This window comes from Corynebacterium sp. (assembly GCF_022712275.1).
Classification (GTDB): domain Bacteria; phylum Actinomycetota; class Actinomycetes; order Mycobacteriales; family Mycobacteriaceae; genus Corynebacterium.
Genome location: NZ_JALAGU010000052.1, coordinates 62,770 through 78,856 on the forward strand (window position 1 = coordinate 62,770; position 16,087 = coordinate 78,856).

At 67.5% G+C, this 16,087-nt stretch carries 17 protein-coding genes; 13 read left to right on the top strand and 4 right to left on the bottom strand.

The window, feature by feature from the left end; all coding sequences use genetic code 11:
* Positions 1-42: 42 nt before the first annotated feature.
* Positions 43-507, top strand: coding sequence for a GNAT family N-acetyltransferase (locus tag Q0A27_RS12895; RefSeq protein ID WP_291476089.1), 465 nt, complete (start codon positions 43-45; stop codon positions 505-507).
* 11 nt (positions 508-518) lie between these two features.
* Here Q0A27_RS12895 and Q0A27_RS12900 read toward each other — a convergent pair whose 3' ends face one another.
* Positions 519-1,430, bottom strand: coding sequence for a hypothetical protein (locus tag Q0A27_RS12900; protein ID WP_291476091.1), 912 nt, complete (start codon positions 1,428-1,430; stop codon positions 519-521).
* 75 nt (positions 1,431-1,505) lie between these two features.
* On the opposite strand from Q0A27_RS12900, the gene Q0A27_RS12905 reads away from it, so the two are divergent.
* Together Q0A27_RS12905 and Q0A27_RS12910 are read left to right on the top strand one after the other, a co-directional pair.
* Positions 1,506-2,792 (top strand): adenylosuccinate synthase, encoded by a 1,287-nt coding sequence (locus tag Q0A27_RS12905; protein WP_291476093.1) that lies wholly within the window; start codon positions 1,506-1,508, stop codon positions 2,790-2,792.
* A complete protein-coding gene (locus Q0A27_RS12910) occupies positions 2,776-3,156 on the top strand; it encodes an MGMT family protein (protein WP_291476095.1) in 381 nt (126 codons plus the stop codon). The genes Q0A27_RS12905 and Q0A27_RS12910 overlap by 17 nt, the downstream gene beginning before the upstream one ends.
* Positions 3,157-3,311: 155 nt before the next feature.
* Here Q0A27_RS12910 and Q0A27_RS12915 read toward each other — a convergent pair whose 3' ends face one another.
* On the bottom strand, positions 3,312-3,908 hold the full coding sequence (locus Q0A27_RS12915; protein ID WP_291476097.1) for a hypothetical protein: 597 nt from the start codon (positions 3,906-3,908) through the stop codon (positions 3,312-3,314).
* Between the two features lie 309 nt (positions 3,909-4,217).
* Between Q0A27_RS12915 and Q0A27_RS12920 the strand changes: the two genes are divergently transcribed.
* The 10 genes from Q0A27_RS12920 (at position 4,218) to Q0A27_RS12965 (ending at position 14,105) form a co-directional block, all read left to right on the top strand.
* The gene (locus Q0A27_RS12920; protein WP_291476099.1) at positions 4,218-5,057 is read left to right on the top strand and encodes a hypothetical protein; all 840 of its coding nucleotides are present in this window, start codon (positions 4,218-4,220) and stop codon (positions 5,055-5,057) included.
* Positions 5,058-5,062: 5 nt separating this feature from the next.
* Positions 5,063-5,512, top strand: coding sequence for a PH domain-containing protein (locus Q0A27_RS12925; RefSeq protein ID WP_288629709.1), 450 nt, complete (start codon positions 5,063-5,065; stop codon positions 5,510-5,512).
* Positions 5,509-6,915: a PH domain-containing protein gene (locus Q0A27_RS12930; protein ID WP_291476106.1), complete on the top strand. Its 1,407-nt coding sequence runs from the start codon at positions 5,509-5,511 to the stop codon at positions 6,913-6,915. The genes Q0A27_RS12925 and Q0A27_RS12930 overlap by 4 nt, the downstream gene beginning before the upstream one ends.
* 30 nt (positions 6,916-6,945) lie before the next feature.
* Entirely contained in the window at positions 6,946-8,790 is a 1,845-nt protein-coding gene (locus tag Q0A27_RS12935) for a hypothetical protein (RefSeq protein ID WP_291476107.1), read from the top strand.
* Entirely contained in the window at positions 8,783-9,823 is a 1,041-nt protein-coding gene (locus Q0A27_RS12940; RefSeq protein WP_291476108.1) for a nucleoside hydrolase, read from the top strand. Before Q0A27_RS12935 ends, Q0A27_RS12940 begins: the two co-directional genes overlap by 8 nt.
* A 175-nt stretch (positions 9,824-9,998) precedes the next feature.
* Positions 9,999-10,871, top strand: a complete 873-nt coding sequence (locus Q0A27_RS12945) for a polyphosphate polymerase domain-containing protein (protein WP_291476109.1) — start codon at positions 9,999-10,001, stop codon at positions 10,869-10,871.
* A complete protein-coding gene (locus Q0A27_RS12950; RefSeq protein WP_291476110.1) occupies positions 10,868-11,554 on the top strand; it encodes a DUF4956 domain-containing protein in 687 nt (228 codons plus the stop codon). The genes Q0A27_RS12945 and Q0A27_RS12950 overlap by 4 nt, the downstream gene beginning before the upstream one ends.
* Before the next feature lies 1 nt (position 11,555).
* Complete coding sequence (locus tag Q0A27_RS12955) at positions 11,556-13,127, top strand: CotH kinase family protein (protein ID WP_291476111.1); 1,572 nt, start codon at positions 11,556-11,558, stop codon at positions 13,125-13,127.
* A 157-nt stretch (positions 13,128-13,284) separates the two neighbouring features.
* Complete coding sequence (locus Q0A27_RS12960; protein WP_291476113.1) at positions 13,285-13,716, top strand: AMP-binding protein; 432 nt, start codon at positions 13,285-13,287, stop codon at positions 13,714-13,716.
* Entirely contained in the window at positions 13,713-14,105 is a 393-nt protein-coding gene (locus tag Q0A27_RS12965) for an AMP-binding protein (protein ID WP_291476114.1), read from the top strand. The genes Q0A27_RS12960 and Q0A27_RS12965 overlap by 4 nt, the downstream gene beginning before the upstream one ends.
* Positions 14,106-14,113: 8 nt before the next feature.
* Here the strand turns inward: Q0A27_RS12965 and Q0A27_RS12970 are convergent, their stop codons facing one another.
* Positions 14,114-14,956, bottom strand: a complete 843-nt coding sequence (locus tag Q0A27_RS12970; RefSeq protein ID WP_291476115.1) for a hypothetical protein — start codon at positions 14,954-14,956, stop codon at positions 14,114-14,116.
* Between the two features lie 90 nt (positions 14,957-15,046).
* Complete coding sequence (locus Q0A27_RS12975; protein WP_291476117.1) at positions 15,047-16,081, bottom strand: phosphotransferase family protein; 1,035 nt, start codon at positions 16,079-16,081, stop codon at positions 15,047-15,049.
* Positions 16,082-16,087 lie beyond the last annotated feature (6 nt).

Sequence of the window (16,087 nt, forward strand, 5' to 3'; positions counted from 1 at the left end):
GGTCATCATAGACTGATGGACCGCCCGACCGACACCGTAACCATGAAACCCTGGACCGATCTCACCCCGGAGGAGGTCTACGCGATCGCCCGGCTGCGCACCGAGGTCTTCCTCCGCGAGCAGCAGTGTGATGACGAGGAACTCGACGGACGCGACCTCGAACCGACCACCGAGCACTGGTGGACCGGGGTGGAGGGTGACGTGGCCCCTACCGCCCCCACCACCTACCTGCGCGTCCTGCGCAACGAGGACGCCGAGATCGTCGACGGTCTTCCGACCGCGCACCTGGTCATCGGCCGCGTGGTGACGGACCCGGAGCACCGGGGCCGGGGGCTGGCGTCCCGCCTGCTGGCAGCGGTGATCGAGCGGCACGGGAATGAACCGATGATGCTGCACGCCCAGTTCCATGCGCGGCAGCTGTACGTCAACGTCGGCTTCGCCCCGGTCGGCGAGATCTTCGACGAGGCCGGCATCGACCACATCACCATGGTCCGTCCGGCGGACTGAGCCGGGCTGAGCTACCGCCGGACGAACTGGCCGTCGCGCAGGTGCCGGTAGAAGGTCACTGAACTCACCGGCCGCGGATGGGCCACCCCGTCGCGCACCACGGTGAGCTTCTCTCCACCGGCCTGCAGGGCACGACCGGTGAGCACCGTGTCCGGGTCCACACCGCCGGGCTGCGCCGTCCCGCCGAGCAGCCCGAACAGCCGCTTTTTCGGCGGATGCTGTGCCGCCACCGAGTCCTGCGTCGAGGGTGTGGTCAGCGGGGTCGCGGCCAGACCGGGCGCACCGGTCGTCGGGACGAACCGGGCACCGTAGGGTCCCGGCCGACCGTTCCACGTCGTAGCCGAGTCGTTGAGGAACAGCGTTTCCGAGTCGACGATCACCTCGCCGACCATTGTCGAGCCGGCGTGGAAGATCTCCGCGCAGCCGAGGGTGACGGTGCCGGTGTCGTCCCGGATCAGGGCGGTGGGCTGGGCCGCACCGGTCAGTGCCGCATCCAGTGCCGCATCCAGTGCCGCGTCGCCCGGCAGTTGCCCGGCGTCCAGCCCCCACACCTTCGCGACGGAGGACGCCGCATCCGTCGGCACGAACCCCACCGAGATCCACAGGGCGTCGATCCGCATCAGCCGGGTGACCACGGCGGCGAGTGCGGCGTCCGATCCGATGACCACGACCCGTACCGGTTCATCGGGTTCCTGGGGTGCGGTGACCGGGGAGGCCTGGTGCGGCACATCGGGCCGTGCGGCGATCTCGTCGAGCGACGGGGTGGCGTCCACCGGCAGATAGGTCGCGGCCAGTTCGTCGAGGAGTTTCAGTTCCTTCCGGCCGGGGACCTCGGAGAGCGTCACCGCGTCCGGGGCGGCGTCACGTACCGCGTCCTGAAGGGAAGGAGGGAGGATGCCGCACATCAGAACCACTGTCGCCATGGCATATACCTTAGCGGCAGGCTAGACTGTTTCTTTGGCCAGATACGCTGAACCGTCGAGGAGCGACGAACAACAATGACAGCAATCATCGTGGTGGGTGCCCAGTGGGGGGACGAGGGCAAGGGTAAGGCGACCGACATCCTCGGCGGCAGGGTCGACTACGTCGTCAAGCCCAACGGCGGCAACAACGCCGGTCACACCGTCGTCGTCGGTGGCGAGAAGTACGAGCTGAAACTGCTTCCCGCCGGCGTCCTCAGCGAGAACGCCACCCCGGTCATCGGCAACGGCTGCGTCGTCAACCTCGAGGCCCTCTTCGAGGAGATCGACGGACTTGAGGCCCGCGGAGCGAACGCCTCCCGCCTGAAGGTCAGCGCGAACGCCCAGCTCGTCGCCCCGTACCACCAGGTGCTGGACAAGGTCACCGAGCGATTCCTCGGCAAGCGGGCCATCGGCACCACCGGTCGCGGCATCGGCCCGACCTACGCCGACAAGGTCTCCCGCATCGGCATCCGTGCCCAGGACCTCCTCGACGAGTCGATCCTGCGGCAGAAGGTCACCGGCGCGCTGAACCAGAAGAACCAGATGCTGGTGAAGCTGTACAACCGTAAGGCGATCGACCCCGAGGAGATCGTCCAGTACTTCATGGGCTTCGCCGAGCGGCTCACCCCGATGCTCATCGACGCCGAGCGGGAGCTCAACCAGGCTCTCGACGAGGGCAGGTCGGTGCTCATGGAGGGTGGCCAGGCCACCATGCTCGACGTGGACCACGGCACCTACCCCTTCGTGACCTCCTCGAACCCGACCGCCGGCGGTGCCTGCGTGGGCTCGGGTATCGGCCCGACGAAGATCACCAGCTCCCTGGGCATCATCAAGGCGTACACGACCCGTGTCGGTGCCGGCCCGTTCCCGACCGAACTCTTCGACAAGTGGGGTGAGTACCTGCAGACCACCGGTGGCGAGGTCGGCGTGAACACCGGCCGCAGGCGCCGCTGCGGCTGGTATGACTCGGTCATCGCCCGCTACGCCTCCCGGGTCAACGGTTTCACCGACCTCTTCCTCACGAAGCTCGATGTGCTCACCGGCATCGGTGAGATCCCGATCTGTGTGGCCTACGAGGTCGACGGTAGGCGCTTCGACGAGATGCCGATGAGCCAGTCCGACTTCCACCACGCCGTTCCGGTCTACGAGACCATGCCTGCCTGGGAAGAGGACATCTCCGGTTGCCGTACCTTCGAGGAGCTGCCGGAGAAGGCGCGCGACTACATCCTGCGCCTCGAAGAGCTGTCCGGCTGCCGGATCTCCTACATCGGTGTGGGCCCGGGCCGCGACGAGACCATCGTCCGGCATGACGTGCTCGCCTGATTCTTCGTTGGACGAGCGGGTCGGAGCCGTCCTCGCTGTCATCGGGGACGGGGAGGTCACCGGTTACGGGGAGATCGCCCGCGCGATCGGTATGCCCCACGGTGCCCGCGCTGTCGCCCGGGTCGTGGCTTGGGGCGGGTGGGGATGGGACGCCGCCTGCCCGGTCATTCCGGTCGGCAGGACGCGGGGACGTGCCGGTCGCCGGTGCTTCATCGTCCCGGAAATGGGGGAGGGGGCCGACTCCCGCTCGGCGGCTCTGGCGCGTCGGGCGGTGTCGTTCACCCGGGACGGGGAGAACATCCTCATCCCGACCTCCCAGTGCCTCGACGCCGGGGAGCTGATGGAGCGGCTGGCGGAGCCCTGAGCTTTCGACGTGTCGGATACCGCCCCTCGGCGCGCAGGACCATCGACAAAAGGCAGGTCATCGTATCCGTACATTGATCAGGGGTGTGATATCCGACATCGTCGGTGGCGGAGACCTCGGATAGGCGCACCGTGCGGACGGGTTCGGGCATTACCTCAGTCGAGGATCAGCGGTTCGTGGTGGGCGACCCGGCTACGGAGCGGGTGGATCTTCCTCACCTGTTCATGGACCCATGACCTGGTGAGTTTTCCGGCGGTGCCGTGCTCAGCAGTGGCTACCAGCTGACCGCCCGGGAAAGCGGCGAAGAGGAGTTCGCGGTTCCGGATCTCGTCGTGCCTGGCGAGATCCCGAGGTTCGGGGAGTCCTGTCCCGCCGCCGGAATCGAGGATCGAAACCCACAGCCCGAACATGCAGGTGGAGATCAGTCGACCTCTGATGGTTCCACTGTGTTCCGTAGGCTGACGGAATCCGGCCGGGAATCTCGCCCAGGTGTCGCAGAGTTGCCGGGTGGTGCGGGCGTCCCGGTTCATGCGGCTGCTGGCGAACCACATTGCACCGGATCTGTCTGACAGGGCACGGTCGATCGCATTTCGGAGGGCGATCTCCAGGATGGAGATATCCTGGAAGAATGCTGCGGCGAGTCGGCGGTCCCGATCGTAGAGTGCGATGGCCTGCAGCTCGTCGTAGAAGGCTTCGGTGAAGAAGTGCTTCATGCGCTGCTCTGACACGAGTTTCAGCGATGCGGACGTCATGTTGTCTCCGGTATGTCCCGTGCCGCTGTCACGTTGACATCGACTGATGTGTGACCTGGGTACCATTCTCCCCGCATACAGACTTCCCGTTCAGCGGTGCATGTCGTGGGGGGTTCGGCTTTTGTGGGGGACCGGCGGCGGCCGTGGGTGGTAGGAGGGAGGGAACCCTGAGTCCACATCACCCCTACTGTGACACCCCCGGTGGTTTGAACCACCCGTGAGTGCTGTCACACCCTAGGATGGTCGGGTACCCCAACATATTTCGTCTTACGTCTGCCCGCCCCTACAACTTCCTCAGGAGCGCCACCAGTGAGCTTCGGCTTCCTCTTCTTCGTCCCCACGACCGACACCGGAACACCGGACGGTTACCTGCCGGACAATGCCCTGCTCACACTGGCGAACGACCACATGAACAGCCTGGTGGCCGAAGACAACGCGACCACCATGGATTCCGCCGTCTCCGGTAGCGGATGCTACGACAGCTGGGACGCGGCCGCAGCCAACGCCCCGGCCCCGATCGTCGACCTCGCCGACTGGATCAACCACCACGCCGACCTGGGTGCACATGACCCGAACCTTCCCCCGGCGTTCCGCTTCCTCTCGATCTCCGAGTTCCCGGTGACACCCACCTGCGGCGTCCTCCATGTCGGCGTGCCGTTCTCCACCGGGGACGAGACCGGACGTCAGATCCAGATCAAGGCTGCGGACCTGGGAATCTGCATGGTCGACGACATGGAGCAGGTGTGGGTCAATCCCACCGGCGGCGATTCCGGACTGCGGATGCGCGATTCGCTGGACACGGTCACCACCCACGTCGACCGGGCGAGCATCCTGGCGGTGCTGGGGGAGGACGTCGACCGACGGCGCCGCGCCGACAACGGCATCCCTTTCGTCGTCGTCGAGGTCCACGGGGATGACTCGACGTCCCCGGTGCCCGGCGTCCGCTATGTCCAGGCCGCGTTGACCGGTGCCGGCTGGATCGTGGAGTACCGCACCTCGAACCGGCACTTCCGGCTCGACCAGGAGGTCCTGGACGACGAGAACGCGCTGGGCTACATCTCCCGGGTCCTCGGCCAGTACTCCGCCGGCGAAGACGAAGGATTCTTCGACCACCGCTGGGAGGACGTCTCCGCCGAGCTCATCGTATGACCGACATGACCCCGGTGAGCCGGGGCTACCTGCCTGCCCAGATGCTCAGCATCCTGCCGTGGACGCTGATTCCGCTGACCGCCTGCGTCATCCTCGCTGTTGTCGTCGATCCGGGATTCTGGGCCGGTGCGGCTGTTCTCGGCGTCCTGCTGGTGTGGCAGCTGTGGCTGCTGCCGGCCCAGGCGCGCAACCGCCGTTGGGCGGAGACCACCGATGAACTGCTCATCACGCGTGGACGCCTGTGGCGCACGTTCACCGTCGTGCCCTACGGACGGATCCAGTATGTCGACGTCACCGCCGGTCCGGTGGAGCGGCTGTTCGGGGTGAAGCGGGTGAAGCTGCACACCGCATCCTCCACCAGTGATTCCGAGGTGGTGGGGTTGGACGCCGCGACCGCGGACGCCCTGCGTGACCGGCTGGCCGTCGCTGCCCGGGAGAGGATGAGCGGCCTGTGAGCGACGGGGGATGGCAGCGTGTCCACCCGCTGAGCCCGCTGCTGCGGATGTGGGCGGCGCTCGTCGGTGTCGCCGCGGTGATCGTGTTCCAGCAGGCCGAGTCACTGCGCTGGGCGTGGGACCGGATCGAGGACTCCCCGCTGCCGGGTGTCGTCGTCATCCCCGCGGCGCTTGTCGTGCTGGTCGTGGTCTTCCTGCTGGGCTGGCTGCTGTCCTGGCCGTGGTGGCGGGCGACCCGGTGGAGGGTCGGGGAGGAGGAGATCTCGGTGCGCCGGGGTGTGCTGTCGACGCAACTGCGCACCGCCCGGTTCGACCGGGTACAGGCCGTGGACCTGGTGGAACCGCTCGCGCCGCGGCTGTTCCGGCTGGCCGGGGTGAAAGTCGAGACCGCCGGTGGCGCGGACAGTGCGGTGAGTGTGGAGTATCTGCCGCGGGTGCAGGCCGAGGAGTTGCGGGACGCCCTGCTGGGCCGGGTGCGCAGGCGGAACGAGGTAGCGTCCACCGGGATGACGCAACCTGAAGTACTCCAGGGGTCCGTCGTCGTCCCGGAGATACCGGTCACCCGGTCGATCGTCGCCGCCGCGCTGACCGGACCGACTGCGGTGACCGTGATGATCGTCCTGGTCTCGGTCTTCACCCCGGCCGGGCTGGCGCTGCTCCTTCCCGCGGTCGCCGGTCTGGGGCCGTGGATCTGGGGACTGCTCAACCGCAGCTGGCGGTTCACCGCCACCTCCGACGGTCACCTGCTGGGCATCACCTTCGGCTTCAGTGAGCGCCGTCGGCAGACGGTGCCGTTGGACCGGATCCATGCCGTCCAGATCTCCCAGCCGCTGCTGTGGCGGATGCTGGGCTGGTGGAAGGTCGACGTCGACATCGCCGGGTACGGCGAGCCGGGGAAGGACGGGGCGACCACCGCTGTCCTGCCGGTGGGGTCCCTGGAGCAGGCACTCGCCCTGGTCACCCTTCTGGGGCCGCTGGACCACGGACAGGTCGGTACTCTGATGCGTCCGGACGGGGTTCCCACGACGGCCGACTCCACCGGGGGTGTGCGGGTATTCCGCAGCCCGGCGTCCGCCCGGTGGGTCTCCCCGCTCGACCGGACCCGCCAGGGCGTGGTTCTCGTCAGCAGGGATATCGATGCAGACGGCGGCACCACAGACACCGCCCTGGTCTGTCACCGTGGCCGGCTACGTCGGTCGGTGTCCGTCATCGATCCGGCACACGTCCAGGAACTCAGCCACCGGCGGGGACCGCTGCGGCGGATGCTGGGACTGTCGACGGTGCGGTTCGACCTGGTGCCGGGGCCGGTCAAGATGGTCGGCCGGGACCTGCCGGCCGAGGACGCGGTGGAGCTGCTCACCCGGCTGCGGCAGCGTGCGCTGCCGACCGGGCGGTCCCGCTGACCACCCCGGAGTTTTGTTAGCGTTGGCGACATGGCCAACGGATTCCTGCTCATCGCCCCGTCCGCCGTCGGCGTCGGCTACTGCCCGACGGAGCTCGTGCGGGCCGCGGTCGGTGTACCGGACGCGCAGGAGCAGGAGGATCTCGTCGACCTGGCCGACGAGATCCGGCAGATCCCCGGCGTCCTCGGCTTCTTCAACCACTCTTCCCCGACAGATGCCGGCGTCCTCATCGAAGACGGTGACGGTACCGCGGACACCGTGGCGGCGCTGGTCTCCCTGGCGGTGGCGAACCGGCTCTGCCTCGTCGGCTACGACATCGCCGGGGGAACGGTCGGCGACGTCCTGGTCAACGCCACCGGCGGGCCGACCGACTGTCGGATGCGCACCTCGCAGGACGCCGTGACCCTGCACGTCAGCCGTCAGAGCGTCAGTGATGTCCTCGGTGCGGACATCGCTGCGAACGAGGGGCCGGACGGCCGCCCGTTCATCGTCATCGAACCGGTCGACCGGGCACTGTCCCCGGTACCGGGGGTGGTGTTCGTCCAGGCGGCCCGCACCCGGGGAGGACGCTGGATCATCGAGCACCGGTCCGGCGACCGGATCATGGCACTGGAGTACCCGGTCCTGTCTGTGGAGTACCTCATCGATGTCCTGGCCCTGTTCATCAACGGTGACGGTGAGGAGTTCCTCGACCTGGAGTGGGAGGAGACCGACGTCACCGTGGATGCGCTCGACGGCACAGACCCTTCCACTGCACCACCGGAGGCCCAGCCGGTGACCTTCCTCTTCTTCCGCGCCGAGGACTTCGACGACGCCCCCGGTGAGTTCCGCACCGCCCGGGACTTCGCCGCCGCTGCGGGGGAGTTCGCCGATGTCGCCTCCGGCGCGACCTGGGACGCCACCACCCCGGAGGTTCTCGACGACCTCGCGGCGTGGATGAACCGGCGTGCCCTGCAGGCCGCCGAGGACCCGGCGAATCCGCCGTCCCATCTCTACATGGACCTCGACCCGTACCCGGTGCGTCCGAGAGGGGCGATCCTCAAGGTCACCGTGCCGCTGGTCGCGGAGATCCACGACGACACCTTCGCCGACCTCATCCTGCGCGCCGCAACCACCGGGGTGTGCATGCTCGAGGAGACCGGGCGGGTGTGGGTGAACGCCAGTGGACTGGCCCCCGGCGCGCCCCCGACGCTGTGCCGGTTCAGCGTCCGCGGCGGCGGACTGGTCGCCTCAGCGACACCGGAGTCACTCCGGGCCACCCTCGAGTCCGCGGTCATCGCCGGTACCGAAGGCTTCGTGCTGTCGGTGGAACCCACCGGACGCGGCGTCCCCGAACCGGTCGACGGGGTGCGGGAGGTCCAGATCGGCATCGGTGACCACCGCTGGATCGTCCACCGTCTCGCCGAGGGCGAGCGCCTCTCCCTGGTCGATCCGGGTACCACGGTGGAGGACATCGTGGACCTGCTCACCGGCTTCATGGGCGGGGACGCCACGGTCCTGCTCGACCGGGAGTGGGAGGACATCTCCGAGGGCACCGTGCCGGATGAGACGACCCGCTGGCAGCTCTCCGATTCGGTGGGCAATGTCTTCAACGTCGGTGAGGCCGAGGTCCATGTCGCCGTACCGATGAACTACGCCTCGGATCTGGACTGGTTCCAGGTCGCCGACCAGGTCGTGCTCGGCGACTACATCACCGCCGACCGTCACCTGGGCACCCGCTGGTCGGTGATGTGGGGCCACGGGTACGGCGAGGAACAGTACTACCGGCGGATCGTCGATTCCCGGGAGGACGCCGAGTCCCTTATCCACGCGTGGATCGACGAGTCCGAACAGGACTTCCTCGCCCGCGGCTGGGACCTCGTCGACAATGACTAGAGGTGTGCCCCGGCTCGTCGCTGATGTCGACACCGGCATCGACGACGCCCTCGCCCTGCTGTGGCTGGCGGCACTGCACCGGCGCGGCGTCCTCGATCTTCATGTCACGACCGTTGCGGGGAACACCACCGCTGCGGCGGCGGCCCGGAATTCCGTCGAGGTGCTCCGGGTGGCCGGTACCCCGGACGTGCCGGTGACGGTTGGGGCGTCACGGCCGCGGGTGCTGCCGCTGACGACGACGCCGGAGACCCACGGGCCGGAGGGCCTGGGGTACTGCATTCCGACCGATCCGGTGGTGGAGGTAGAGGGGACTGCGGCACAGGCCGTGGCGGCGTGGGAGGCGGCGTCCCCGGAGAAGATCCTCGTCATCGGGCCGGCCACCAACCTCGCGTGGGCCGTGGAACACGCCCCGCATCTGCTGCGGGACACGCAGGTGACGCTGATGTGCGGGGCGTTCCTCTACCCGGGCAACACCACCCCGACCGCGGAGTGGAATGCGTGGTCGGACCCGCACGCTCTGGCGTACTGCCTGGACAACTGGCCTGCGGCCGCCCCGACACCCGTGATCTGTCCGCTCAACGTCACCGAGCGGGTGCTGCTGACCCCGTCGGAACTGCGGGAATGGGTCTCCATCGCGTCTCCGGAGGTCGGGGTCCTGCTCGACGAGGTGCTCCGGTTCTACATGGAGTTCCACGAGTCGGTGGGGGTCGGCTACGTCGCGCAGATCCACGACCTGGCGGCGGCGACCGTGCTGTGCGGTCCGGTCGACGCGGAGCTGCAGGACGCCACGGTGCGGGTGGAGGCGGAGTCTGACCTGCTGCGCGGCACCACGGTGGCGGACTGGACCGGCGGGACGGCGCAGGGGGAGGGGCGCACCGGCGCGGCCGGACCGGCCGGATCGGACGGTCCGGCCGCGGTCGGCCCGTACTGGTCCCGCCCGGCGAATGCGAAGGTCCTCACCGGACTCGACCCGGCGGCGGTGTTCGCCTGCTTCAGGGATGCGGTGGGGGCACAGCGGTCACAGGCTAACTGACAGATACTGCCGGACAGATCCAAGGTCGGGTCAACGCTGCCCGAATGAACGCCGGGTGAACTGAGGGTGTCGGAAAACCCCAACCTGAATCCGGAGTGACTCCATGCTTTTCTTCCCCTCCCGGGGGCGTAGACCAGACACACCCCCAGACTCGCCGGACGAACCGGATCCGGTGGTGCCGGTGGAACCTGCCGGTGACCGGCTGCGTGCCCCGGGTGCCCTGCACGCCTTCAACCGCTACGAGCTCAAGTATCTCGTGCCGACCACCCGGGTCCCCGAACTGCGTGAGGAGATCGCAGCGCGTATGGTGCGTGACCCGCACGCCGGTGAGCGGGGCTACCCACTGTGGAGTGTCTACTACGACACCTCCGACCTGCGGTTCTACTGGGAGAAGATCGAGGGGCTGAAGTTCCGCCGCAAGCTGCGGATCCGCCGCTACGGCGAGATCGACGGCAACACCGCCGACGATGCCCCGGTCTCCGTGGAGATCAAGCAACGCGTCAACCGCGTCACCCAGAAGCGTCGGGTGATGCTGCCGTACAGCTGCGCACTGGACCTGTGTGACCGGCGGCAGCATGTCACGGTGCCGGGTTCGGAGGAAGGGGACGCCGACCAGTTGTTCGTCAACGAGGTCCTCGACCTCATCACCCGCCTGGATCTCCACGCCACGGCGATCACCGGGTACCAGCGTGAACCTTTCGTCGGCACGGACTCCGACCTCGGTCTGCGGGTCACCTTCGACCACCGCGTCCGCGGTCGTGACCGGGACTTCGACCTGCGTCTGCCGGCGGACAACCGGTACATCATCCCGCCGACCTACTCGGTGCTGGAGATCAAGGTCAACGAGCGTGCCCCGTACTGGATCACCGACCTCACCGCCCGGCACGGCCTGCAGATCCAGCGGATCTCGAAGTACTGCCAGAGTGTCGAGGCCCACGGCCTGGCGCCCCGGTCCCGCTTCCACGTCGCCGAGGAACAGACCCCCGACACGACCCCGCAAGCCCCTACCGTCCCTGACACCTCTACCAAGGAAAACACCCTCCCATGAACCTCGATTTCAGCGTGAACGACCTCTCCGGCACTTTCAGCGTCGCCGATGTCCTGCTCACCCTCGTCCTTGCCGTCGTCTGTTCCGGTGTGGTCGCGTACACCTACCGCGGCACACACCGGAACGTCAGCTACTCGCAGAGCTTCGTGCAGACCCTCATCATGCTGGGCATGCTCGTCTCCGTCATCATGCTCATCGTCGGCTCCAACATCGCCCGCGCCTTCGCTCTCGTCGGCGCCCTGTCGGTGGTCCGCTTCCGCAACGCGGTCAAGGAGACCCGTGACGTCGGCTTCATCTTCCTGGTGATGGCCATCGGCATGGCCTGCGGTACCCGCTTCTACACCCTGGCGGTCCTGGCCACCGTCGTCATCTGCGCGGTCATCCTCATCATGAGCAAGTTCAACATGTTCGCGCTCAATGTCCAGCGTCAGGTCGTCAAGGTCCAGGTTCCCGCCGATGACGGCGATTACGCTCCGGCCATCGAGGACATCCTGATCCGTCGTACCGAGGAGTTCGAGCTGATCAGCACTGAGACGGTGCGCAACGGTGCCCTGTTCGAGTACGCCTACACCGCCCGACTGAAGAACGGCGTCGCGCCGGGGCAGCTCATCTCCGAACTGCGTGCCGTGAATGTCGGCCAGAAGGCGACGGTGCTGACCGGCTACGACCAGACGGATATGTGACATGGCTGACTCACCCCGCCCACTGACCGCACTCAAACGCCGGCTCCCGGTGAAACTGCGCCAGCACTGGAAGCTGGTGGCGGCGAGCATCGCGTCCGTGGCTGTCCTCGCGCTCGGCTTCGGCGGGGCGATGGTCCGCCCGACCATCACCTCCGCACTGTCGACGCAGGAGGAGCTGGTCGAGGACATCGACGGAGACACCGAGTTCTTCGACTCCGGCGAGCATTCCGTCGAGATCAGCTACGACGAGACCGAATACCGGGACATGATCGCCGAGTTCCAGTCGAGCGGCGAGAAGAATTTCATCCGTGCGGACGTCACCATCGACGGCACCCTCATCGAGAACGTGGGCCTGCGGCTCAAGGGCAACTCCACCCTGATGTCACTGAAGTCCACCGACGGTGGGGAAGGAGGCCCCGGTGGTGGAGGTATGCCCGGCGGCGGTATGGGCCAGACCGAGCTCTCCTTCGATGACCCGCAGTCTCTGCCGTGGCTGATCAGTTTCGACGAGTACGAGGAGGGACGCGCCTACGGGGGCGACACCCGGATGTCGCTGCGTCCTGCGACGAGTGGCTCGTCCACCGCGGTGAACGAGGCGCTGGCGCTGGCCATGACGGCGGAGTCGGGTCAGACCACGCAGGACTACACGGTGGCGTCCGTCTCCGTGAACGGCGGCGAATCGACCTCCCGGATCGTCGTGGACCTGCCTGACGGTCAGTGGGCCAATGACCTCGGGAACGGTGTGCTGTACAAGGCCAGCGCCGACGGCGGCATGGACTACCTCGGCGAGGATCCCACCGACTACGAGGAGGCCTTCACCCAGATCAACGCGGTCGGAACCTATGACATGGAGCCGGTGATGCGGCTGCTGGACTTCGTCAACAACTCGAGTGACGAGGACTTCGCCGAGAACCTCGACGACTACGTCGACGTGGACTCCTTCGCGGAGTACCTGGCGATGCAGTCACTGCTGTCCAACGGTGATGCCATGGACGGCCCCGGCAACAACTACTACCTCTGGTACGACACGGACACGGAGAAGTTCTCGGTGCTGTCCTGGGACCTCAACATGTCCCTGTCCGGCATGGGTGGCGGCATGGGTGGCGGCATGGGTGGCGGAGTGCGTGGTGGCATGGACAGCGGTAAGGACACTGCGGCGCAAGCTGACGCCACCGGTGAAGATGCCGGCCAGATGCCCGCGATGCCTGAGGGCATGGAGATGCCTGAGGGTGCACCCGATGGCGCCGAGGGCGGGCCCGGTGGTGGCGGCCCTGAGGGCAGTGGCGGCGCAGGCCGCGGCAGCGGAATCCTCAAGGAACGCTTCCTCGCGAACGAGGACTTCGCCGCCCTCTACGAGCAGGCCTACTCTGACCTCTACGAGCAGCTCATCTCCAGTGGTTACGCGCAGGAGACCCTCGACGAGATCGTCGCCCGGGCGACGGAGGCCGGGGACACCGGTGCAGAGGCACTCGGTGAGACCATCTCCGGGAAGCTGGCGTCGACGGCTGCGACGTCAACCGCTGAGGACGCGGAACAGTCGTCGATGGGCGGTGGTGGTGGACGCCCGGAGTAGGCGGTGGAAACCATTGCAACAGGAAACAAACGGGCCTGTATTGGCATGGAATGAAAAGTGATTCAGCTCATGTCAGAACGGGAGCCTCCGTGTCCGACGCGCCCGGCCGGCGATCACCGACAGTGCCACCGGTCAGGAGGCCTCCCACCTGCTCACCATGAAGACCCTGGGGGACGCCGGGATCACCGGTGCCGCGTCCGCAGGTCTTCCTGGGGAGTCCGTCATCGCCGAAGGTCGCCCGGCTCCCGAGGTCGACCTCGATCAGGCGACGGACATTGCCGTGCTCCCGTTCTTGCACATCTACGGGATGAACTCACTGCTCAACGCTTCGCTGCTCCACCGGATGCACCTCGTCACCATGCCGGCCCTCGATCTCGTGAAGCTCCCGGAGGTCATCGGGCGGTACCGGGTGGACCTGACCTGCATCGTCCCGCCGATCGCCGTCGCCCTGGCGAAGCACCCGGTGGTAGCCGAGTACGGCCTCACCGGCATGAAGCACATGGTCTCCGGTGCCGCGGCATTCGACGGGGAGCTCGCCGACGCCGTGTCCCACCGCATCGACTCCACCGTCGTGAGGGCTACGGCATGACCGAGACCTCGCCGGTGACCCACTGTGCGGTTCTCGGTGAGGCCCCGGCAGCGTCAATCGGGCACCCGGTGTCCAACACCGAGGCGAAGGTCGTCGACGTCTCCGACGAGTCGCTGCCCGAGATCACCGCCTCGGACAGTGACGATCCGGACGCCCGGTCCGCATCCGGTGAACTGTGGATCCGTGGGCCGCAGGTCATGGTCGGCTACCTCGACAACGAGGAGGCCACCGCGCGGACCGTCACCCCCGAGGAATGGCTGCGCACCGGCGATATCGTGGATCTCGACCGCGACGGCAACGTGTACGTCGTGGAGACGATCCCGAAGTCCAACACCGGCAAGATCCTGCGCAAGGACCTCAAGGAGGTCCCGCTGCAGGTCACCGCCTAGCGGCGACTCTAGAGAAGACCCAGTTCCCGGGCAGCGTCCCGGGCCTCGTCCTCGGTGTCGAACTCGATGATCTCGACGGAGACCGAGGTATCGGAGTCCAGGTAGAAGAGGGTGGGGCCGCTGGACTCGACGTCGGAGATACCGACGGTCACCGAGCCGTTCTGGGTGAAGACGGAGCCGGAGGCACCGGGGACGTCACCGTTGAGGGCGTCCTCGAGGTAGATGATGCGGGCGTCCTCGGCGAGAATGTCCACCTGCTGGCCTGAGAGAGGGGAGGGCCCGTCGAGGTAGCAGCTGGTGCCGTCGACCTCACTCTGCTCTGAGGACTCGACATCGTTCATGTTGAAGCTGGTGTCGTAGCACTCGGAGAGATACTCCTCGACCGATGCCGGCACGATACCGCTCCAGCGGAACGGCAGGCTTCCGTCACCGCCGGTGCTGTAGGAATCGTCCGACCCGTCCGTGCTGTCTGACCCGCCGGAGTCCCCGAAGGAATCATCGAGCGGGGCGGAGCTGGTGGTGTCGGAGGCGGTGCTGTCGTCATCGTCGTCATCGTCGCCCCGCAGTGCGAAGATGGCGACCACGACGATGGCGATCACCACGACCAGGGCACCGACGATGATCGCGATGATCTTCCCGCTGCCGCTGCCGCCGCCGCTTCCGTTGCCGCCACCCGGCTGGCCCGGCTGGCCCGGCTGTCCCGGTGCGCCGTACATCGGCGCCTGCCCCGGCTGACCCGGCTGGCCGTACAGCGGTGGCTGCGAACCGTAGGGATTCTGGTTCCAGTCACCCGAGTTCGGGTTCCAGTTCCCGGGGTTCTGCCGGGGATCGTTCTGGTTCGGGTCGGTCATCGTGGACTCCTGAGACGTCTGAGGTTTCCCGCCAGTGTAACCCGGCTCACAGACTCTGGGTGAACCTTCGATGAACCGACACCGTGCCGTTCAGATGCCGGTAGCGTCGGCGATACGGGTCGCCCGCTCGATGAGGAAGTCCGCCACCGCCGCGGTCGGAGCGCCCGAGGTCGCCTCGTTCTCCGGGATGTCCTGGACGCGACGGAGGACGCCCTCGATGATGATCGCGACCTTCCAGAGCCCCAGGACATGCCAGTAGTTCAGGGCGTCCCGGGAGCGTCCGGTCTTCTCCAGGTACCGGTCGGCCAGCTCGTCCGCGGTGGGGAAGCCCTCGGCGAGTGCGGCGTCGAACCCGGGGAGGTTCGGGCCGTCCGCCGTCGGCCAGTAGGCCAGCAGGGAACCGATGTCCGACATCGGATCGCCCAGGGTCGTGAGCTCCCAGTCGACGACAGCATTGACCGTGCCGGTGGACTCGTCGACGATGATGTTGCCCAGGTGCAGGTCACCGTGGACCAGCACGGTCTCGGACTGCTCCGGCACCGTGGCACGCAGCCGTTCGGTGAGTGCCTCCAGGGCCGGGGCCTCCCGGGTCTTCGTCTGGTCCCACTGGCCGGCCCACCGGCGTATCTGGCGTGGTGCATAGGGTTTGTGGGACGCCAGTGATGTCAGTCCGGTCGTCTCCAGGTCGACCCGGTGTACCGCGGACATGGCGTCCACCAGGCCGACAGCAGCGGCGCGGCGGGCGTCCGGGGTCAGCAGCGACGCCGACTCCGGGGAGTTCAGCGAGGTGCCGTCCACCACGGACATGGCGATGACCGGAACCTCCTCGGCGGTCGTGGTCGCCCCGTAGATGGTCGGCGCCGGGACATCCGTGTCCGCGAGCGAGGCCATGATCCTGCCCTCCCGCAGGACGTCGTGGGCCGAGACGGCGAGGTGTCCCAGCGGGGGACGCCGCACGACGACGGAGTTCCCGATGTCATCGGTGGCGAGGTAGGTGAGATTCGACTGGCCGGCACCGATCCTGGTGAGTTCCACCGGGCCGGTGATCCCGCTGTCGGGCAGGGAGGTCAGCCAGTCGGTGAGGGCGGCGGTGTCGAAGGGGGAGGCGGTGCTCTTCGCGGTCATGGCGTC

Bases quoted from the DNA above. Each gene is read 5' to 3' on its own strand.
- Q0A27_RS12895 (WP_291476089.1), top strand. From the start codon at position 43: ATGAAACCCTGGACCGATCTCACCCCGGAGGAGGTCTACGCGATCGCC.
- Q0A27_RS12900 (WP_291476091.1), bottom strand. From the start codon at position 1,430: ATGGCGACAGTGGTTCTGATGTGCGGCATCCTCCCTCCTTCCCTTCAG.
- Q0A27_RS12905 (WP_291476093.1), top strand. From the start codon at position 1,506: ATGACAGCAATCATCGTGGTGGGTGCCCAGTGGGGGGACGAGGGCAAG.
- Q0A27_RS12910 (WP_291476095.1), top strand. From the start codon at position 2,776: ATGACGTGCTCGCCTGATTCTTCGTTGGACGAGCGGGTCGGAGCCGTC.
- Q0A27_RS12915 (WP_291476097.1), bottom strand. From the start codon at position 3,908: ATGACGTCCGCATCGCTGAAACTCGTGTCAGAGCAGCGCATGAAGCAC.
- Q0A27_RS12925 (WP_288629709.1), top strand. From the start codon at position 5,063: ATGACCCCGGTGAGCCGGGGCTACCTGCCTGCCCAGATGCTCAGCATC.
- Q0A27_RS12935 (WP_291476107.1), top strand. From the start codon at position 6,946: ATGGCCAACGGATTCCTGCTCATCGCCCCGTCCGCCGTCGGCGTCGGC.
- Q0A27_RS12940 (WP_291476108.1), top strand. From the start codon at position 8,783: ATGACTAGAGGTGTGCCCCGGCTCGTCGCTGATGTCGACACCGGCATC.
- Q0A27_RS12950 (WP_291476110.1), top strand. From the start codon at position 10,868: ATGAACCTCGATTTCAGCGTGAACGACCTCTCCGGCACTTTCAGCGTC.
- Q0A27_RS12955 (WP_291476111.1), top strand. From the start codon at position 11,556: ATGGCTGACTCACCCCGCCCACTGACCGCACTCAAACGCCGGCTCCCG.
- Q0A27_RS12960 (WP_291476113.1), top strand. From the start codon at position 13,285: ATGAAGACCCTGGGGGACGCCGGGATCACCGGTGCCGCGTCCGCAGGT.
- Q0A27_RS12965 (WP_291476114.1), top strand. From the start codon at position 13,713: ATGACCGAGACCTCGCCGGTGACCCACTGTGCGGTTCTCGGTGAGGCC.
- Q0A27_RS12970 (WP_291476115.1), bottom strand. From the start codon at position 14,956: ATGACCGACCCGAACCAGAACGATCCCCGGCAGAACCCCGGGAACTGG.
- Q0A27_RS12975 (WP_291476117.1), bottom strand. From the start codon at position 16,081: ATGACCGCGAAGAGCACCGCCTCCCCCTTCGACACCGCCGCCCTCACC.